This is a genomic window from Pseudomonas sp. MWU12-2029, assembly GCF_023242425.1.
In the GTDB taxonomy this organism is placed as follows: Bacteria; Pseudomonadota; Gammaproteobacteria; order Pseudomonadales; family Pseudomonadaceae; genus Aquipseudomonas; species Aquipseudomonas kribbensis.
In genome coordinates, this window is sequence record NZ_JALJDY010000007.1 from 110,173 (window position 1) to 128,502 (window position 18,330).

Consider the following 18,330-nt stretch of genomic DNA (forward strand, 5'->3'; position numbering starts at 1 on the left):
GCTTCGGGGTGTCCATGTCGAGCAGTTTTCACGCATCAACGGTTGACTGGCTGGGCGCCTGGATTGCCGCCGGTCAGGTGAAGCCAGGGCAGGCGATCAAGGTCGAGGCCGAGCTGGGCGAACAGCTCGGTGTCAGTCGCACCGTGATCCGCGAAGCCATCAAGACCCTCGTCGCCAAAGGCCTGCTCGAAGTCGGGCCGAAAGTCGGCACGCGGGTGCTGCCGATCAAGCGCTGGAATCTGTTCGATCCGCAAGTCGTGGGCTGGCTGTCGCGCAGCGGTCTGCCGGAAAACTTCGTCGATGACCTGCTCGACCTGCGCCGCACTATCGAACCGATGGCGGTGCGCTGGGCATGTGAACGGGCGACCGTCGAACAGGTGCAAGCCATTCAGCAGGCCTATAACGCCCTGGAGCGGGCCGCGCACAGCGGCATCGATTACAACCGCGCCGACCAGTTCTTCCACGAATGCATTCTCGCCGCCAGCCACAATCAATTCATTGAGCAAATGGTGCCGGCCCTCGGTGCGCTGCTCGCGGTGTCCTTCGAAGTGTCCGCAGCCGACCCCGACGAATTGCGTCGCACGCTGCCCATCCACAAAGACATGGCCGACGCCATCGCCGCCCGGGATGCCGCGCGCGGAGTGTGGGCCTGCATGACCCTGATCGACAATGCCGACCTGGCCATCAAGCGGTTCTACCCGCAGGTGATGGCCGACAAGAAAGCCAGCTGACAAAAACAACAAGACAGGAGGTTGCATGACGTGGACTGCGGTGACAGAGCATCGGGCGCAACTGGGCGAAGGCCCGTTCTGGGACGCGCCGACCCAGGCGCTGTACTGGGTCGACATCGCCGGCAAGCAGGCACTGCGGCTGATCGGGCAGAACGTGCAGATCTGGCAGATGCCGGAACATGTCTCGGCGTTCATTCCCTGCGCCAGTGGCGATGCGCTGGTGACCCTGAGCAGCGGCGTCTACCGACTCGATCTGGATTCCCCCGGACTCGAACCACGGTTGACTCTGTTCTGCGTCGCCGACCCGCAACCGGGCAACCGGGCCAACGAAGCGCGTTGCGATGGCCAGGGCCGCTTGTGGCTCGGCACCATGCAAAACAACATCGGCGAGCAGGGCGAGGATCTGCCGATCACCCGTCGTTCCGGCGGGTTGTTCCGGGTTGATCCGGATAAACGAGTCACGCCATTGCTCCGGGGCCTGGGCATTCCCAACACGCTGCTCTGGATTGACGACGGCACCACGCTGCTATTCGGCGACAGTCTCGACAGCACGTTGTATCGCTACTTCATCCACACCGACGGCAACCTCGACATAGCCCAGCCCTGGTACGGCGCCGACCAGAACGGTGGCCCGGACGGTTCGGCGATGGACACCGAGGGCTACATCTGGAACGCCCGCTGGGACGGCAGTTGCCTGCTGCGCCTGACACCGGATGGCCGGATCGACCGCAAGATCGATCTGCCGATCAGCCGCCCCACCAGTTGCGTATTCGGCGGCGCAGACCTGAAAACCCTGTACATCACCAGCGCCAAAAGTCCGCTGAACCACCCGCTGGACGGCGCCGTGCTGTCGTTGCGGGTCGATGTCGCTGGAAAGCTCTGTACACGTTTTGCTGATTAAATCCCAAAATATGGGATGCAAAATTATATATTGAGATTATTTGGCGGTCGGGTTTATAGTCGGCTCCAGCAGTAACACGCACTCACACTTAAAAAGAACAAAACAGGTGAAGTGATGCAGCGAATCTCTATCGCACTCCCCAGCGGAGTCAGCGTTCCGCAACGGCCCGAGGCCGTCAGCGGCGCTTGCCTGTTTCGTTCAAAAAGCCTTCCAGACCGGACATCGTCAGATGCCCGGTTTTTTTATGCTTTCGAACAGGAGTCCTGATTCATGGCTGAACCTCTTTCCTTGCCGCCAGTGCCCGAGCCACCCAAAGGCGAGCGTCTGAAAAACAAGGTTGTGTTGCTGACCGGCGCCGCCCAAGGCATCGGTGAAGCCATCGTTGCGACCTTCGCCTCGCAGCAGGCCAAACTGGTGATCAGCGATATCCAGGCTGAAAAGGTCGAGAAGGTCGCTGCGCACTGGCGCGAGCAGGGCGCTGACGTGCAAGCGATCAAAACCGACGTATCGCGCCAACAGGATCTGCACGCCATGGCCAAACTGGCCATCGAGCTGCACGGTCGCATCGACGTGCTGGTCAATTGCGCCGGGGTCAACGTGTTCCGCGATCCGCTGGAAATGACCGAAGAGGACTGGCGTCGTTGCTTCGCCATCGACCTCGACGGCGCCTGGTATGGCTGCAAGGCCGTGTTGCCGCAGATGATCGAGCAGGGCATCGGCAGCATCATCAACATCGCCTCGACCCATTCCACGAACATCATTCCCGGCTGCTTTCCGTACCCGGTGGCCAAGCACGGTTTGCTCGGGCTGACCCGTGCGCTGGGCATCGAGTACGCGCCGAAGGGCATTCGCGTCAACGCCATCGCCCCGGGCTACATCGAGACCCAGCTCAACGTCGATTACTGGAACGGTTTCGCCGACCCCCACGCCGAACGCCAGCGCGCCTTCGATCTGCATCCACCGAAACGCATCGGCCAACCGATCGAAGTGGCGATGACCGCCGTGTTCCTGGCCAGCGATGAAGCGCCGTTCATCAATGCCTCGTGCATCACCATCGATGGTGGTCGCTCGGTGATGTACCACGACTGAAAAAGCGGATTTCAGGTGGCAAGGTCCGTCTGAAATCCAATCATCATACGATATGACTATTGTCGTCATGATTTGCGGGAAACGCTTCGACCGCTTCAACGCTTTTCAAATAACGCTCAAGAAAAATAACAAGGAGTCTGCTTATGAAACGTCGTTTCGGGATTCGTACCCTGTGCAGTGCCGCGCTGGCGGTCACTGCGTTCAGCCTGAGTGGTTCGCTGCTGGCCGCCGATCCGGTGAAGATCGGTTTCCTGGTCAAGCAGGCCGAAGAGCCGTGGTTCCAGACTGAATGGGCCTTCGCCGAGAAAGCTGCCAAGGACAAAGGCTTCGAGCTGATCAAGATCGCCGTGCCGGACGGCGAGAAAACCCTTTCGGCCATCGACAGCCTTGCGGCCAACGGTGCCAAGGGTTTCGTGATTTGCCCACCGGACGTGTCCCTTGGCCCTGCGATCATGGCCAAGGCCAAGCTCAATGACCTGAAAGTGATTGCCGTGGACGACCGTTTCGTCGATGCCAACGGCAAGTTCATGGAAGAGGTGCCGTACCTCGGCATGGCCGCGTTCGAAGTCGGCCAGAAGCAGGGCGCCGCCATGGCCGCCGAGGCGAAAAAGCGTAACTGGGACTGGAAAGACACTTACGCGGTGGTCAACACCTACAACGAACTCGACACCGGCAAGAAGCGCACCGACGGTTCGATGAAAGCGCTCGAAGACGCCGGCCTGCCGAAAGAGCACATCCTGACGGCCGCCCTGAAAACCCTCGACGTACCGGGCAGCATGGACGCCACCAACTCGGCGCTGGTCAAGCTGCCGGGCGCGGCGAAGAACCTGATCATCGGCGGCATGAACGACAACACGGTGCTGGGCGGTGTGCGCGCCACCGAAGCCGCCGGGTTCGCCGCGGCCAACGTGATCGGCATCGGCATCAACGGCACCGACGCGATCGGCGAGCTGAAAAAGCCCAACAGCGGCTTCTACGGTTCGATGCTGCCGAGCCCGCACATCGAGGGCTACAACACCGCCAGCATGATGTACGAGTGGGTCACCACCGGCAAAGAACCGCCGAAGTACACCGCGATGGACGACGTCACCCTGATCACCCGCGACAACTTCAAGCAGGAGCTGGAAAAGATCGGCCTGTGGAACTGACGGCAGCGTCGGCCCGGGCAGCCGGGCCGCTTGAACGGTGTGATGAGGTGGCTTAAATGCACGCGCAAGTACAGACACAACAACACGGTGCCGGCAGCCTGCACTTCAAAGGGATCGGCAAGACCTTTCCCGGCGTGAAGGCGCTGGACGGCATCAGTTTCGTCGCTCACCCTGGGCAGGTTCACGCCTTGATGGGCGAGAACGGCGCCGGCAAATCGACGCTTCTGAAAATCCTCGGCGGCGCCTACATTCCGAGCAGTGGCGAACTGCAGATCGGCGAACGGACGATGGCCTTCAAGTCCACCGCCGACAGCATCGGCAGCGGCGTGGCGGTGATTCACCAGGAACTGCATCTGGTACCGGAAATGACCGTGGCCGAGAACCTGTTCCTCGGCCACCTGCCGTCGAGTTTCGGCCTGATCAATCGCGGCGCACTGCGCCAGCAAGCCCTGGCCTGCCTCAAGGGCCTGGCCGATGAAATCGACCCGCAGACCAAAGTCGGGCGCCTGTCCCTCGGTCAGCGGCAACTGGTGGAAATCGCCAAGGCGTTGTCCCGTGGCGCCCATGTGATTGCGTTCGACGAGCCGACCAGCAGTCTCTCGGCGCGGGAAATCGACCGCTTGATGGCGATCATCGGCCGGCTGCGCGACGAGGGCAAAGTCGTGCTCTACGTCTCCCATCGCATGGAAGAAGTGTTCCGTATCTGCGACGCGGTCACGGTGTTCAAGGACGGTCGCTACGTGCGCACGTTCGACGACATGAGCCAGTTGACCCACGATCAACTGGTGACCTGCATGGTCGGGCGCGACATTCAGGACATCTACGACTATCGCGGTCGCCCGCGCGGTGCCGTGGCGCTGAGAGTCGATGGATTGCTCGGCCCGGGGCTGCGTGAGCCGATCAGTTTCGATGCGCACAAAGGCGAGATTCTGGGGCTGTTCGGACTGGTCGGGGCAGGGCGCACCGAGCTGTTCCGGTTGCTCAGCGGCCTGGAGCGAAACACCGCCGGGCGCCTGGAATTGCGCGGCCATGAACTGAAGCTGCGTTCGCCTCGCGATGCGATTGCCGCCGGGATTCTGCTGTGCCCGGAGGACCGCAAGAAGGAAGGCATCATCCCGCTGGCCAGTGTTGCCGAGAACATCAACATCAGTGCGCGCGGCGCCAATTCCGGGCTCGGTTGCCTGCTGCGCGGGATCTGGGAAAAGGGCAACGCCGACAAACAGATCAAGGCCCTGAAAGTGAAAACCCCACACGCCGGGCAGCAGATCAAGTTCCTCTCTGGCGGCAATCAGCAGAAGGCGATTCTCGGTCGCTGGCTGTCGATGCCGATGAAAGTCCTGCTGCTCGACGAGCCGACCCGGGGCATCGACATCGGCGCCAAGGCCGAGATCTACCAGATCATCCATAACCTCGCCGCCGACGGTATTTCGGTGATCGTGGTGTCCAGCGATCTGATGGAAGTGATGGGCATTTCCGACCGCATTCTGGTGCTGTGCGAGGGCGCCCTGCGTGGCGAAGTCAGCCGCGACCAGGCCAACGAATCCAACCTGCTGCAACTGGCTTTGCCGCGCCATCGCGCCAGCGGCGCAGCGAACTGAGAGGTGACTATGATGACAACCCAAAACGAAACCCTGCCGACCGCGCGCAAACCTCTGGATATGCGGCGCTTCCTCGATGACTGGGTCATGTTGCTGGCAGCGGTCGGGATCTTCCTCGCCTGCACCTTGCTGATCGACAACTTCCTCTCGCCGCTGAACATGCGCGGTCTGGGCCTGGCGATTTCCACCACCGGGATTGCCGCGTGCACCATGTTGTATTGCCTGGCGTCGGGGCATTTCGACTTGTCGGTGGGCTCGGTGATTGCCTGCGCCGGGGTGGTTGCGGCAGTGGTGATGCGCGACACCAACAGCGTGTTTCTCGGCGTCAGCGCGGCGCTGGTGATGGGCCTGATCGTCGGGCTGATCAACGGCATCGTGATCGCCAAGTTACGGGTCAATGCGCTGATCACGACGCTGGCGACCATGCAGATCGTCCGTGGCCTGGCCTACATTTTTGCCAACGGCAAAGCGGTGGGCGTGTCGCAGGAGTCGTTCTTCGTGTTCGGCAACGGCCAGTTGTTCGGCGTTCCGGTGCCGATCCTGATCACCATCGTCTGCTTCCTGTTTTTTGGCTGGCTGCTGAATTACACGACCTACGGGCGCAACACCATGGCCATCGGCGGCAACCAGGAGGCGGCGTTGCTGGCGGGGGTGAACGTTGACCGCACGAAGATCATTATCTTCGCCGTGCATGGGGTGATCGGTGCGTTGGCCGGGGTGATTCTGGCGTCGCGGATGACGTCCGGGCAGCCGATGATCGGGCAGGGGTTTGAGCTGACGGTGATTTCGGCTTGCGTGCTGGGCGGGGTTTCGTTGAGCGGCGGGATCGGGATGATCCGGCATGTGATTGCCGGGGTGTTGATTCTGGCGATTATCGAGAATGCGATGAATCTGAAGAACATCGACACGTTTTATCAGTATGTGATCCGGGGTTCGATTCTGCTGCTGGCTGTGGTGATCGACCGTCTGAAACAGCGCTGAGATCAATATTCTGCTGACCCTCTCCTTTGGGAGAGGGTGCCTCCAATACCGCGCCTTTTGTCACCTTTCCCAAAAATTACCTTGCTCGTCCCAACCCGTTTCGGTTATCACTTTGTACATGATTAGACAGGTACGATTTGACAAGAAACAACGGGTGGTCGACGAGCTCGTCCGACGCATCGAAAGCGGCCTCATGGAGGACGGCTTTCTGTTGCCCGGCGAGCATCAGTTGGCTCAGGAATTCAACGTCAGCCGTGGCACGTTGCGCGAAGCGCTGGCCGAACTGAAACGGCGCAATTACATCGCCACGCAAAGCGGGGTCGGTTCCATCGTCACTTTCGACGGTGTGGTGCTCGATCAGCGCAGCGGCTGGGCCCAGGCCCTGGCCGACAGCGGGGCGCTGATCAACACCGAAGTGTTGCGCCTGGAAGCCGTGACCCGGCCCGATCTGCTGCCGCGCTTCGGCACCGACCAATTCATCACCCTCGATCGTCGTCGCCGTTCCAATGACGGCACGCTGGTGTCCCTCGAACGTTCATTGATGCCCGCCACCGGAGGCCTGGAAAGCCTGCCGCGCGTGGGTCTGATCGACAATTCGCTGACCGTCACCCTGGCCGCCTACGGCTACATCGGCGAACGCGGCGATCAGTGGATCGGCGCCGAGCCGCTCAACGCTGTCGATGCCGAACTTCTCGGGCGCCCGGAAGGAACCGTGTTCCTCAAAGCACTGCGCACTACCTACGATCGGCAAAACCGTTTCATGGAGCAAGTCGAAAGCCTGCTCGACCCGGTGCATTTCCGTCTGCACCTGCAATTTGGAGAATCGAAATGACCGCCCTCGACCGTGCCCTGGGCGCGTTTTATGGCCTGGCCCTCGGCGATGCGCTGGGCATGCCGACCCAATCCCTGAATCGCGAAACCATCAAGCAACGCTTCGGCCAGATCACCGATCTGCAAGACGCCGGCCCTTTGCAACCGATTGCCGCGAACATGCCCAAAGGCTCGATCACCGACGACACCGAACAGGCGATTCTGGTCGGCGAGTTGCTGGTCGAAGGCAAGGGCCGGATCGAGCCGGCAGTGCTGGCACAACGGCTGATCGAATGGGAAGCCGAGATGCAGGCCAAGGGCTCGCAGGATCTACTCGGCCCGTCGACCAAACGTGCGATCGAAATGATCCTCGCCGGCCATTCGCCGGAAGAGGCCGGGCGCTACGGCACTACCAACGGCGCGGCGATGCGCATCACGCCGGTGGGAATCGCGGCGGATGTCGCCGACCCCGAGCGCTTTATCGCGGCGGTGGTGCAAGCCTGTCAGGTCACTCACAACACCACGCTGGGTATTTCCAGTGCGGCGGCCGTGGCGGCGGTGGTCTCGGCCGGCATCAACGGCCTGGATCTGGGCGAGGCGCTGAACCTCGGCCAGCAGATCGCCCAGCAAGCTGAGGCTCACGGGCACTGGGTGGCCGGCGGGCGTATCGCCTCGCGGATCAGTTGGGCGCGCAGTATCAGTGTCGAAAGTGATCCGGTGTTGCTCGCGGATCTGCTGTACGACGTGATCGGCACCTCGGTGGCGTCGCAGGAATCGGTGGTGGTGTCGTTCGCCCTCGCGCAGCACGTCGCGGTCGGTGAAATGACGCCCTTCGACGCGCTGTGCATGGCCGCCAGTCTGGGTGGTGACACCGACACCATCGCCGCGATTCTCGGCGCCATGCTCGGGGCCTGCCTGGGTCTTCAGAGCTGGCCGGCGGCGATGATTGAAACCGTCAAAACCGTCAACGATCTGGAGCTGGAGCCATTGGTGCAAGGGCTGTTGGCCCTGCGCTGATTGAACTGACGCCTTCGCTGGCAAGCCAGCTCCCACAGGGGCCGTGCAAACCTCAAGGTTCACTTTGAACCTGTGGGAGCCGGGCTGCTCGCAAAGGCGCACCACAAATCCTGAATATTCACCCGCAATGGATCGCGCAGACAGGCCCAGGAAGGGCGGGATGTCTTGTCGTTCTGCGTCATTGCCACAACCACAATAAAGGCAAACAGGAGCATTTCTCATGAGTTCATCGAACGCCGGGCAAAGCGCCGGGCAACTGGAAACCCGTGGCATCGAGCCGGTGCCGGAAGGCGAGTGCAACGGCCATCCGCTGCAATTGTTCTGGGTCTGGTTCGCGGCCAACATCTCCATCCTCGGCCTGCCGCTGGGCGCCACGCTGGTTGCGTTTCGCGGCCTGGCGATCTGGCAGGCGATCATCGTCGCGATCCTCGGCGCTGCCGGTTCGTTCGCGGTGGTGGGGATCATCTCGATTGCCGGCCGTCGCGGTCGTGCGCCGAGCCTGACCCTGTCGCGGGCGATCTTCGGTGTGCGCGGCAATATCGGCCCGACGCTGGTGTCGCTGATGTCGCGCCTGGGCTGGGAAACCGTCAACACCACCACCGCAGCGTTCGTGCTGCTGTCGCTGTGCTCGATCCTGTTCGGCTCGCCGGTGGAAGCCAAAAGCGCGCCGGTGCTGACCCTGATCTTCATCGCGATTTTCGTGTTGCTGACCCTGTCGGTGTCCGGCCTCGGCCACGCCACCTTGCTGGTGATCCAGAAGTGGGCGACCTACGTGTTCGGCGCGCTGAACATTCTGGTCGGCGGCTTCCTCTGCGCGACCATCGACTGGAGCGCGGTGTTCAACGCCACGCCAGCACCGATGAGCGCGATGATCATCGGTATCGGCACCATGGCGGCCGGCACCGGGATCGGCTGGGCGAATGCCGGCGCCGACATGTCGCGCTATCAGCATCGCAGTGTAAAAGCCGTGCGCCTGGTCGCTTCGGCAGCGTTCGGTGCGGGGATTCCGCTGGTACTGCTGATCACCCTCGGCGGCCTGCTGTCGGTGGGCAACAACGACCTGGCATCGGCGACCGACCCGATTGTGGCGATCCGCGACATGCTGCCGACCTGGATGGCCGTGCCGTACCTGATCACCGCGTTCGGTGGCCTGCTGTTGTCGAACAACCTGTCGGTGTACTCCGCCGGCCTGACCACGCTGACCCTCGGCCTTAAGGTCAAGCGCGTGTATGCGGTGGTGGTCGACATCGTCGCGATCTTCGCCGGTTCGATCTACTTCATGCTGATCGCCGACAGTTTCTATGGCCCATTCATCACCTTCATCTCTCTGCTGGCAGTGCCGATCACTGCGTGGGTCGGGATCTTTGTGGTCGACCTGATTCACCGTCATTACTACAGCCCCAAAGACCTGCTCGATGTCAGCCCGAGCAGCGCCTACTGGTACAACGGCGGCATCGAGTGGCGCGCATTCGGTGCGTGGGCGATTGCCATCGTGCTGGGTTTCAGTTTCACCACTATCGGCACCACCGCCGAGAATGTCTGGTTCAAGGGCTTCCTGTCCGATTCGTGGCTGGGCCACAACGGCCTCGGCTGGATCGTGACGTTCGTGGTCGCCGGCGGCATTTATTTCGTACTCGGCGGGGCGAAAGACCGCCGCGCTGCGCAAACCGAGAATGCTCATGCCTAAGATGTTGCACACCGGCCAGGTCATCATCGACCTGGTCATGGCCGTGGATGCACTGCCGCAGATCGGCGGCGACGTGTTGGCGCAGTCCGCCAGTTTCGAAGCCGGTGGCGGCTTCAATGTGATGGCTGCCGCCGCGCGTAACGGTTTGCCGGTGGTCTATCTGGGTCGCCACGGCAACGGTCGTTTCGGCGATCTGGCACGGCAGGCGATGAACGCCGAAGGCATCCGCATCGGCATCGAACAGCCTGCAGAACGCGACACCGGGATTTGCGTGGCGCTGACCGATGCGTCGGCCGAGCGCAGTTTCATTTCCTACATTGGCGCCGAAGGTGAAGTCACTAATGCGGAGCTGAACAGCGTTGCCGCCGAGGCGGGGGACTATGTCTACGTCAGCGGCTACAGCCTGTTGCACAGCGGCAAGGCCCAAGCGTTGCTGGACTGGACGCTGGCGCTGCCGAAGACGATCAACGTGGTGTTCGATCCGGGCCCGCTGGTGGAATCGCCGGACTCGCCGATGATGCAGGCGTTGCTGCCGCGCATCGACGTGTGGACCAGCAATAGCGTCGAGGCGCTGCGCTTCACCGGCGCGGCGGACATCGAAACGGCGCTGGACCGCTTGGCCGTGCACCTGCCTCAGGAGGTGCTGATGGTGGTGCGCGACGGGCCGCAGGGTTGCTGGATTCATCAGCATGGCGAACGCCGGCATGTGCCGGGTTTTAAGGTACAGGCCGTGGACAGCAACGGCGCGGGGGATGCGCATGCCGGTGTATTCGTTGCCGGGCTGGCGCAAGGTCTGGCGGCTGCTGAAGCCGCGAGGCGCGCCAACGCAGCCGCGGCATTGGCCGTCACTCGCTGGGGGCCGGCGACCGCGCCGGGCTCTGACGAAGTCGATGCGCTGATCCGCGAATCTTCCGCCTACTGACCGGTGCCTTCGGAACCCGAGCCTCCGGTGGTGGTTTTCGAACCGATGCCGGAGCCCGAGTTGTCCGGGGTAGTGGGAGCATCCGGCGTGTTCATTCCGCCCTGACGACCGGGGTCATTGCCCTGGGTGCGCGGATCGGTTCCGGTGGCCGGCGGCTGATTGATCAGCGGAACGCCGGAGCCATCGGTATTCATGCCAGGCGCACTGTTGATCGCAGGGGCGCGCGGTGGTGTGACCGGATCGGTGGGGCCGGTGCCGGCGGCGGTCGCCGCGAATGCCATGGGGCAGAGCAGGGTGGTGAAAACGAGAGCAGTCAACCTTGACGAGATCATGGTGTGTCTCCAGTGATTGGAATCCTTACCTGATCTTGGTCTGCCCTCGTGCTGCATAGGTGCCGATTGAATGACGAACGGTTCAGTTCGTCAGAGCGCTTTCCACCGCCAGTCGCCGCCAGAGCAGACGGCCGACAGTGATCGACCAGTTCAACGCCGCCACCGCCAGCACCGTCAGCAACAGCGTCGCCATGCCGTGTTCGACGATGATTTTTCCGGCCAGCAGCGGGAAGCCGAATACCCCGATGAAGTAAGAAAGACTGAACAGCAACAATGCCTGGGATGTGGTGCCGGCCGGTGCCTCGTTGGCGGCGAGTCCATTGATTACCGAGTAGGTCAGACCGTAACCGACACCGAGCATCACTGCCGCCAGCAGATAGCTGAAACCGCTCTGCACGCCGAACGCGAACAGTACGATCGAGCCCAGCATCAACCCCGACAACAGACATGACGCGCGCAGCGGATCACGCTTTACCACGTAGCCTGCAATCAACATTCGGCTGCTGATCGCAGCGCTCATGAAGCCCAGAAAGAACAGCGAATAATCCAGCGAACGGGCGGCAGCATAGCTGGTCTGGAAACTCGACAGACCTCCGAACACGCAACCGCCGAGGCCGACCATGATGATCGGAAACACGGCTCGGGAACTGAGCACCTGAGCAGTCGCCTGCCAGCTGATTTTTGCCGCTGACGCGGCTTGTGTACTTTTCAGGCGGGCACCGAGACGCCAGAACAGCAGCACACCGATCAGGCTCGCCGCAGCCGCCAGATAGAACGCCGACGTCACCGGCAAACCCAGCGCACTCGCTGCACGCCCGAGCAACGGGCCGCTGCCGATCCCGGTCATCATGCTGCCGGACAGCAGCGCAAAGTATTTTGCCCGCTGTGCCGGGCTCACCAGACTGGCGACGATGATCGGCCCCAGCGTATAGAAAACGCCCCAGCCCAATCCAAGCAGCAAACCGAAAAACAGCAGCAGATGGCCGAAGCCCGGCGTCATCGCAAACCCCAGGCTCGCCGCCACCAGCAACAGCCCGAACAGCGCAATCGAACGCGCCGCGCCCAGCCAGTCGGACAGGTGCCCGGACACCAGCACCGCAACGAAGGTGCTGAGCATCGCCGCGCTGATCACGCTGCCGGCGTCATGCTCGTTACCGCCGCGAGAACCGATCAGCAGCGAGAGCAGAAACGTCGCGCCGTAGGACAGCGACAACAGATAACTGGCGAGGCAGAACAGGCCGAACAGTTTGCCCGAGACCTGGGGTGTTGCTTGAGGCATGACGCGGTTCCTTGACCGGAAAAATTGAGCGTCACCTATCTAACACGTCAGGCCCGTGGTTTAGGTCTGAGCTTGGCGATCTCAGGATCGTGAATGACCGGAGTAACGCCTTCAGACGATGCCGATCTCTTCCTTGAATTGCTCCATGAAACCTTTCAGGCGTTGATGACGGAGCTGTGCCAGACGTTGACCGGCAGCGGTCTGGAAACCCTCGGCAAGGTGCAGCAGTTTGGTCTGGAAATGATCGAGGCAGAATTGCTTGTCGTCGTAGTCCCTTTCCCGGGCTTCGGGATCGTGCGGGTCGTACAGCGCACTGCCCATGCGTCCGGCAGTGTAGAAAGTGCGGGCGACGCCGAGCATGCCGAGGGAGTCGAGACGGTCGGCGTCCTGCATCAGCCGTGCTTCGAGGGTCGTCGGTGTGATGTTGGCGGAAAAGCTGTGGGCTTCGATGGCGTGGGTGACGGCGCTGACTTTTTCTTCTGGCCAGTTCAGGTTTGCCAGCACCGTTGATGCTTTTTCCGCTGCCAGGCGCGATGCCTGTGAACGCAGTGGCGAGTTCTTTTCCACGGCCACGCAATCGTGCAGCAGCACAGCCGCCAGCAGCACCTCAAGGTCGCCGCCTTCATCGGCCTGCAAGGTACGCGCGTTGTGCCAGACCCGCTGCAGGTGCGACAGATCATGGGCACCGTCCTCCGATGGCTCCAGTGCGTGGGGCAGCAGTTCGGCGGCGAGTGAGGCGAGTGGTTCGAATGCGTTCATGAATATCCTTCAGAGTCATCGGCGGCGTTAGCCTAATCTGTGGATTGCCATGTGACGAGCGCCGCGCGCCGCCTTAGTATGGCGTTTTCCTTTTTCCGACAAGGCCCGTCCATGACGATCGAAATCCGCCCGGCGACCCCCAGCGATGCACCGCAAATCCTCGCGTTCATCACTGAACTTGCAGACTTCGAAAAGGCCCGTCACGAAGTCATCGCCAGCGTCGCCGACATCGAGCGCAGCCTGTTCAGCGAAGGCGCCACCGCCCACGGCCTGATCTGCCTGCGTGACGGTTTGCCGATCGGTTTTGCGGTGTTCTTCTTCAGTTATTCGACTTGGCTGGGCAGTAACTGCCTGTACCTCGAAGACCTCTACATCACCCCCGAACAACGGGGCGGCGGCGCCGGCAAAACCCTGCTGCGCCACCTCGCGAAAATCGCCTGCGCCAACGACTGTGGCCGCTTCGAATGGAGCGTGCTGGACTGGAACACCCCGGCCATCGAGTTCTACAAATCCCTCGGCGCCCAGCCGCAGGAAGAGTGGGTGAGGTATCGCATGGATGGCAAGGTATTGCGGGAGTTTGCCGAGGGCAACTGAGCCGCGCCAGGAATACCGCAGCCCGAGACGGTTCCTGCAGGGGAAGTGAATTTCTCTGAAGGCGCTGTTACGGCTGCGGTATTTTTTTGTCGTTGTCTCATATTGTGGGATTGTTATTTATATATTGAGATTTTGTTGTGCCCGGGTTTATAGTCCAGCTCACTCACTGCCAATAACAAAACAGGTGAAGCGATGCTGGCGCAATTGATCGCGCTCGATTGGGGGACGACCTCCCTACGTGCTTACAAACTCGGGGCGGACGGGCAGGTGCTGGCGCAGCGGTCGCTGTCGTTCGGGATCATGCAGTTGCCGAAGACACCGCGGGTCATCAACGGTCGTGAATGCGCCGAGGGTTTTGAGCTGGCCTTCGACGAGGCCTGCGGCGACTGGCTCGATGCGCAGCCCGACTTGCCGGTGATCGCCTGCGGCATGGTCGGCAGCGCCCAGGGCTGGCGCGAAGCGTCCTACCGCGATACGCCGGCCAACGTCGCCGATCTCGGAAAATCCCTGCAAACCGTTCGCAGTCTTCGCGGTGTCGAGGTGCATATCGTGCCGGGTGTGATTCAGCGTTCGGCACTGCCGAACGTGATGCGCGGCGAAGAAACCCAGGTCCTCGGCGTCTTGCAGAATCTGCCGGACGAGGCGGGCAATGATCTGCTGATCGGCCTGCCGGGCAGTCATTCGAAATGGGTGGAAGTGGCCGACGGCTGCATCACTCGCTTCGACACCTTTATGACCGGCGAAGTGTTCGCCGTGCTCAGTGAACACAGCATTCTCGGCCGTACCCAACAGCACAGCGCGACGTTCGATGCCGAGGCATTCGATCGCGGCGTGCAGGTGGCGCTGTCGCCGGAGGGCGAAATCGGCGTGCTGTCGACGCTGTTCAGCGCCCGCAGCCTGGGTCTGACCGGTGAACTCAGCGCCACCGCACAACCGGACTATCTGTCCGGCCTGCTGATCGGCCATGAGCTGACAGCATTGGCCGCCGTGCAACGACGCCGGCGCAACAGCACACATCTTCCTTCGATCATCCTCATCGGCAACGCGCAGTTGTGCGCCCGCTACAGCCGTGCCCTCGACGCCTGCGGTTTCGCCCGGGTGACCCTGGCCGAGCAAGCCACCGAGCGCGGGCTGTGGCAATTGGCGCTTGCCGCCGGACTGATCGATTCCTCATCCCGTTAACCCTGACTGGAGGCTTGACATGCTCAAGCAAGCACTGGCGCAAAACGGTCTGATCGCGATCCTGCGCGGCCTGCATCCGCAGGAAGCCGCCGCTGTCGGAGAAGTCCTGTATGCGGCCGGATTTCGCGTCATCGAAGTACCGCTCAATTCCCCCGCGCCGTACGAAAGCATTCGCATCCTGCGTAAGACTCTGCCCGCCGATTGCCTGATCGGCGCTGGCACGGTGCTGACCCCGGAACAGGTGGAGTTGGTGAAGGAGGCCGGCGGCCAGGTGATCGTCATGCCCCACAGCGATGCCAAGGTGTTGCGGGCGGCGAAAGCGGCGGGGCTGTATCTGTCGCCGGGTGTTGCCACGCCGACTGAGGCCTTCGCCGCGCTGGAGGAGGGGGCGGACATTCTCAAGCTGTTCCCGGCCGAACAAATGGGCCCGGCAGTGGTGAAAGCCTGGCTGGCGGTGCTGCCGGTCGGGACGATCCTGGCACCGGTCGGCGGCATTACCCCGGACAACATGCAGGTGTTCATCGACGCCGGCGTCAAAGGCTTCGGCCTCGGATCCGGGCTGTTCAAACCGGGCATGACGACTGAGCAAGTGGCGGCCAATGCCAAGGCCTACGTAGCGGCCTGGAAAGCCCTTCGCTAAGACTTTTCCGGCGCTGCGTGCGCTGCATCTAACAAGAGAGACAAGCAGATGAAAATCACCAAACTGACCACCTTCATCGTCCCGCCGCGCTGGTGCTTCCTCAAGGTCGAAACCGACGAGGGCGTGACCGGTTGGGGCGAGCCTGTGGTCGAAGGCCGGGCCCACACCGTCGCCGCTGCGGTCGAGGAGTTGTCCGACTACCTGATCGGCAAAGACCCACGCAATATCGAAGACATCTGGACCGTGCTGTATCGCGGCGGCTTCTACCGGGGCGGCGCAATCCACATGAGCGCACTGGCCGGCATCGATCAGGCGCTGTGGGACATCAAGGGCAAGGCGCTCGGCGTGTCGGTCAGTGATCTGCTCGGTGGTCAGGTGCGGGACAAGATCCGTGTGTATTCGTGGATCGGCGGCGACCGGCCGGCGGACACTGCGCGGGCCGCGAAAGAGGCGGTGGGCCGCGGTTTTACGGCGGTGAAAATGAACGGCACCGAAGAGCTGCAATTCCTCGATACCTTCGAGAAAGTCGACCTCGCACTGGCCAACGTCGCTGCCGTGCGTGACGCGGTAGGTCCGAACGTCGGCATCGGCGTCGATTTCCATGGCCGGGTGCACAAACCCATGGCCAAGGTACTGATGAAGGAACTCGATCCGTACAAACTGATGTTCATCGAAGAGCCGGTGCTCAGCGAAAACTACGAAGCGCTGAAAGAACTGGCACCGCTGACCAGCACCCCGATTGCCCTCGGCGAGCGGCTGTTTTCGCGGTGGGATTTTAAACGGGTGTTGAGCGAGGGTTACGTCGACATCATCCAGCCGGATGCCTCCCATGCCGGTGGCATCACCGAAACCCGCAAGATCGCCAACATGGCTGAAGCCTACGACGTGGCGCTGGCGCTGCACTGCCCGCTGGGGCCGATCGCGCTGGCAGCCTGTCTGCAACTGGACGCCGCTTGTTACAACGCGTTTATCCAGGAGCAGAGCCTGGGCATCCATTACAACGAGAGCAACGACCTGCTCGATTATGTGAAGGACCCGCGGGTGTTCGACTACGACAAAGGCTTTGTGAAGATCCCCAACGGCCCGGGGCTGGGGATCGAAATCAACGAGGAATACGTCATCGAACGCGCGGCAGTCGGCCACCGTTGGCGTAACCCGATCTGGCGCCATGCCGATGGCAGTTTTGCCGAGTGGTGAGTCGCTGACTCAGCCCATCTGATCGTTCCCGTGCCGAACGCGGGAACGACTCAAGGCCTCAGGCCAACCTCAATAAACACAAGAAGAGGTTCTCCCCATGCAACCGCAAACCCTCACCGGGCAAGCGACGTTAGTCACGCCCAGCCGCAAGCGGTTTTTCATCATGGTGTTGCTGTTCATCACCGTGGTCATCAACTACCTCGACCGCAGCAACCTGTCGATTGCCGCCCCGGCACTCACCACCGAACTGGGCATCGATCCGGTGCATGTCGGGCTGATCTTTTCCGCGTTCGGCTGGACCTACGCCGCCATGCAGATCCCCGGCGGCTGGCTGGTTGACCGAGTGCCACCGCGCATCCTTTATAGCGTCGCATTGCTGTTGTGGTCGCTGGCCACGGTGATGCTCGGATTCGCCGCGAGTTTCATCGCGCTGTTTGTGCTGCGCATGGCGGTCGGTGCGCTGGAAGCGCCGGCGTATCCGATCAACAGTCGTGTGGTGACGACCTGGTTTCCCGAGCGTGAGCGGGCCACGGCCATTGGCTTCTACACGTCCGGGCAGTTTGTCGGGCTGGCGTTTCTGACCCCGGTGCTGGCGTGGCTGCAACATGAATTTGGCTGGCACATGGTGTTTGTCGTGACCGGTGCGGTGGGCATCTTGTGGGCGGCGATCTGGTACGCGGTGTATCGCGAGCCGCGTGATTTCAAAGGTGCCAACGACGGCGAAATCGACTTGATCCGCGAGGGCGGCGGGTTGGTGGACATCGCCGCCGAAACTGCAAAAGTGAAGGCGAAATTCAGCTGGGCCGATCTCGGCATTGTCCTCAGCAAGCGCAAGTTGTGGGGAATTTACCTCGGCCAGTTCTGCCTGAACTCGACGCTGTGGTTTTTCCTGACGTGGTTCCCCACCTACCTGGTGAAGTATCGCGGCATGGACTTCATCAAGTCCGGCCTGCTGGCGTCGCTGCCGTTTCTCGCCGCGTTCATCGGCGTGCTGTGTTCCGGGTTCTTTTCCGACTTCCTGATTCGCCGTGGTTGCAGCGTCGGGTTTGCGCGCAAGTTGCCGATCATTGGCGGGCTGTTGATTTCCACCTCGATCATCGGTGCCAACTTCGTTGAGTCGACGCCGTTGGTGATTGCCTTCCTGGCCCTGGCATTTTTCGGCAACGGGCTGGCGTCGATCACCTGGTCGCTGGTCTCGACCCTGGCGCCGGCGCGGTTGCTTGGACTGACGGGCGGGGTGTTCAACTTCATCGGCAACCTGTCGGCGATTGCCACGCCGATTGTCATCGGCTTCCTGGCCAGCGGCGATTCGTTCGCTCCGGCGATCACCTACATCGCGGTTCTGGCCTTGATCGGTGCTTTGTCCTACGTGCTGCTGGTGGGCAAGGTCGAGCGCATCGAGTTGTAGTCGTCCCTGTCGGGCGACCATAATGCCGCCCGTTCCCTCGCTCAACGCTAAAGGC

Annotated in this window: 18 protein-coding genes; 15 read left to right on the plus strand and 3 right to left on the minus strand. The window is 61.9% G+C overall.

Annotated features, from left to right (window positions below; translation table 11 throughout):
• Positions 1–14: 14 nt before the first annotated feature.
• The 10 genes from M5B44_RS18730 (at position 15) to M5B44_RS18775 (ending at position 10,884) form a co-directional block, all read left to right on the plus strand.
• Positions 15–731 carry a FadR/GntR family transcriptional regulator gene (locus M5B44_RS18730; RefSeq protein WP_085710921.1) on the plus strand — a complete coding sequence of 239 codons (717 nt, stop codon included), beginning with the start codon at positions 15–17 and terminating at the stop codon, positions 729–731.
• 25 nt (positions 732–756) lie between these two features.
• Positions 757–1,632 (plus strand): SMP-30/gluconolactonase/LRE family protein, encoded by an 876-nt coding sequence (locus M5B44_RS18735; RefSeq protein WP_248740130.1) that lies wholly within the window; start codon positions 757–759, stop codon positions 1,630–1,632.
• Between the two features lie 270 nt (positions 1,633–1,902).
• Positions 1,903–2,721, plus strand: coding sequence for an SDR family oxidoreductase (locus tag M5B44_RS18740; RefSeq protein ID WP_248740131.1), 819 nt, complete (start codon positions 1,903–1,905; stop codon positions 2,719–2,721).
• A 143-nt stretch (positions 2,722–2,864) separates the two neighbouring features.
• Positions 2,865–3,869 carry a substrate-binding domain-containing protein gene (locus M5B44_RS18745; RefSeq protein WP_134827745.1) on the plus strand — a complete coding sequence of 335 codons (1,005 nt, stop codon included), beginning with the start codon at positions 2,865–2,867 and terminating at the stop codon, positions 3,867–3,869.
• A gap of 56 nt (positions 3,870–3,925) precedes the next feature.
• Positions 3,926–5,467, plus strand: coding sequence for an L-arabinose ABC transporter ATP-binding protein AraG (gene araG, locus M5B44_RS18750; RefSeq protein ID WP_248740132.1), 1,542 nt, complete (start codon positions 3,926–3,928; stop codon positions 5,465–5,467).
• A gap of 12 nt (positions 5,468–5,479) precedes the next feature.
• Entirely contained in the window at positions 5,480–6,448 is a 969-nt protein-coding gene (gene araH, locus M5B44_RS18755) for an L-arabinose ABC transporter permease AraH (protein ID WP_085697229.1), read from the plus strand.
• 118 nt (positions 6,449–6,566) lie between these two features.
• The gene (locus M5B44_RS18760; RefSeq protein WP_085710916.1) at positions 6,567–7,280 is read left to right on the plus strand and encodes a GntR family transcriptional regulator; all 714 of its coding nucleotides are present in this window, start codon (positions 6,567–6,569) and stop codon (positions 7,278–7,280) included.
• Complete coding sequence (locus M5B44_RS18765) at positions 7,277–8,275, plus strand: ADP-ribosylglycohydrolase family protein (RefSeq protein ID WP_248740133.1); 999 nt, start codon at positions 7,277–7,279, stop codon at positions 8,273–8,275. Before M5B44_RS18760 ends, M5B44_RS18765 begins: the two co-directional genes overlap by 4 nt.
• Before the next feature lie 220 nt (positions 8,276–8,495).
• A complete protein-coding gene (locus M5B44_RS18770; protein WP_248740134.1) occupies positions 8,496–9,962 on the plus strand; it encodes a purine-cytosine permease family protein in 1,467 nt (488 codons plus the stop codon).
• Positions 9,955–10,884: a PfkB family carbohydrate kinase gene (locus M5B44_RS18775; RefSeq protein ID WP_248740135.1), complete on the plus strand. Its 930-nt coding sequence runs from the start codon at positions 9,955–9,957 to the stop codon at positions 10,882–10,884. The genes M5B44_RS18770 and M5B44_RS18775 overlap by 8 nt, the downstream gene beginning before the upstream one ends.
• Here M5B44_RS18775 and M5B44_RS18780 read toward each other — a convergent pair.
• From M5B44_RS18780 to M5B44_RS18790, 3 genes are all read right to left on the minus strand, one after another.
• Entirely contained in the window at positions 10,878–11,216 is a 339-nt protein-coding gene (locus M5B44_RS18780; RefSeq protein WP_248740136.1) for a hypothetical protein, read from the minus strand. The genes M5B44_RS18775 and M5B44_RS18780 overlap by 7 nt on opposite strands.
• 82 nt (positions 11,217–11,298) lie before the next feature.
• Entirely contained in the window at positions 11,299–12,495 is a 1,197-nt protein-coding gene (locus tag M5B44_RS18785; protein WP_248740137.1) for an MFS transporter, read from the minus strand.
• A 111-nt stretch (positions 12,496–12,606) separates the two neighbouring features.
• Complete coding sequence (locus tag M5B44_RS18790) at positions 12,607–13,254, minus strand: HD domain-containing protein (RefSeq protein ID WP_248740138.1); 648 nt, start codon at positions 13,252–13,254, stop codon at positions 12,607–12,609.
• Positions 13,255–13,365: 111 nt separating this feature from the next.
• On the opposite strand from M5B44_RS18790, the gene M5B44_RS18795 reads away from it, so the two are divergent.
• The 5 genes from M5B44_RS18795 to M5B44_RS18815 all read left to right on the plus strand — a co-directional run bounded on the left by M5B44_RS18795 (position 13,366) and on the right by M5B44_RS18815 (position 18,275).
• A complete protein-coding gene (locus tag M5B44_RS18795) occupies positions 13,366–13,848 on the plus strand; it encodes a GNAT family N-acetyltransferase (protein ID WP_039770630.1) in 483 nt (160 codons plus the stop codon).
• Between the two features lie 192 nt (positions 13,849–14,040).
• On the plus strand, positions 14,041–15,030 hold the full coding sequence (locus tag M5B44_RS18800) for a 2-dehydro-3-deoxygalactonokinase (protein ID WP_248740139.1): 990 nt from the start codon (positions 14,041–14,043) through the stop codon (positions 15,028–15,030).
• A gap of 19 nt (positions 15,031–15,049) precedes the next feature.
• Complete coding sequence (locus M5B44_RS18805; protein ID WP_085710908.1) at positions 15,050–15,670, plus strand: 2-dehydro-3-deoxy-6-phosphogalactonate aldolase; 621 nt, start codon at positions 15,050–15,052, stop codon at positions 15,668–15,670.
• Positions 15,671–15,718: 48 nt separating this feature from the next.
• The gene (gene dgoD, locus M5B44_RS18810) at positions 15,719–16,867 is read left to right on the plus strand and encodes a galactonate dehydratase (protein WP_007950849.1); all 1,149 of its coding nucleotides are present in this window, start codon (positions 15,719–15,721) and stop codon (positions 16,865–16,867) included.
• A 97-nt stretch (positions 16,868–16,964) separates the two neighbouring features.
• Positions 16,965–18,275, plus strand: coding sequence for an MFS transporter (locus M5B44_RS18815; RefSeq protein WP_248740140.1), 1,311 nt, complete (start codon positions 16,965–16,967; stop codon positions 18,273–18,275).
• Positions 18,276–18,330: the final 55 nt, after the last annotated feature.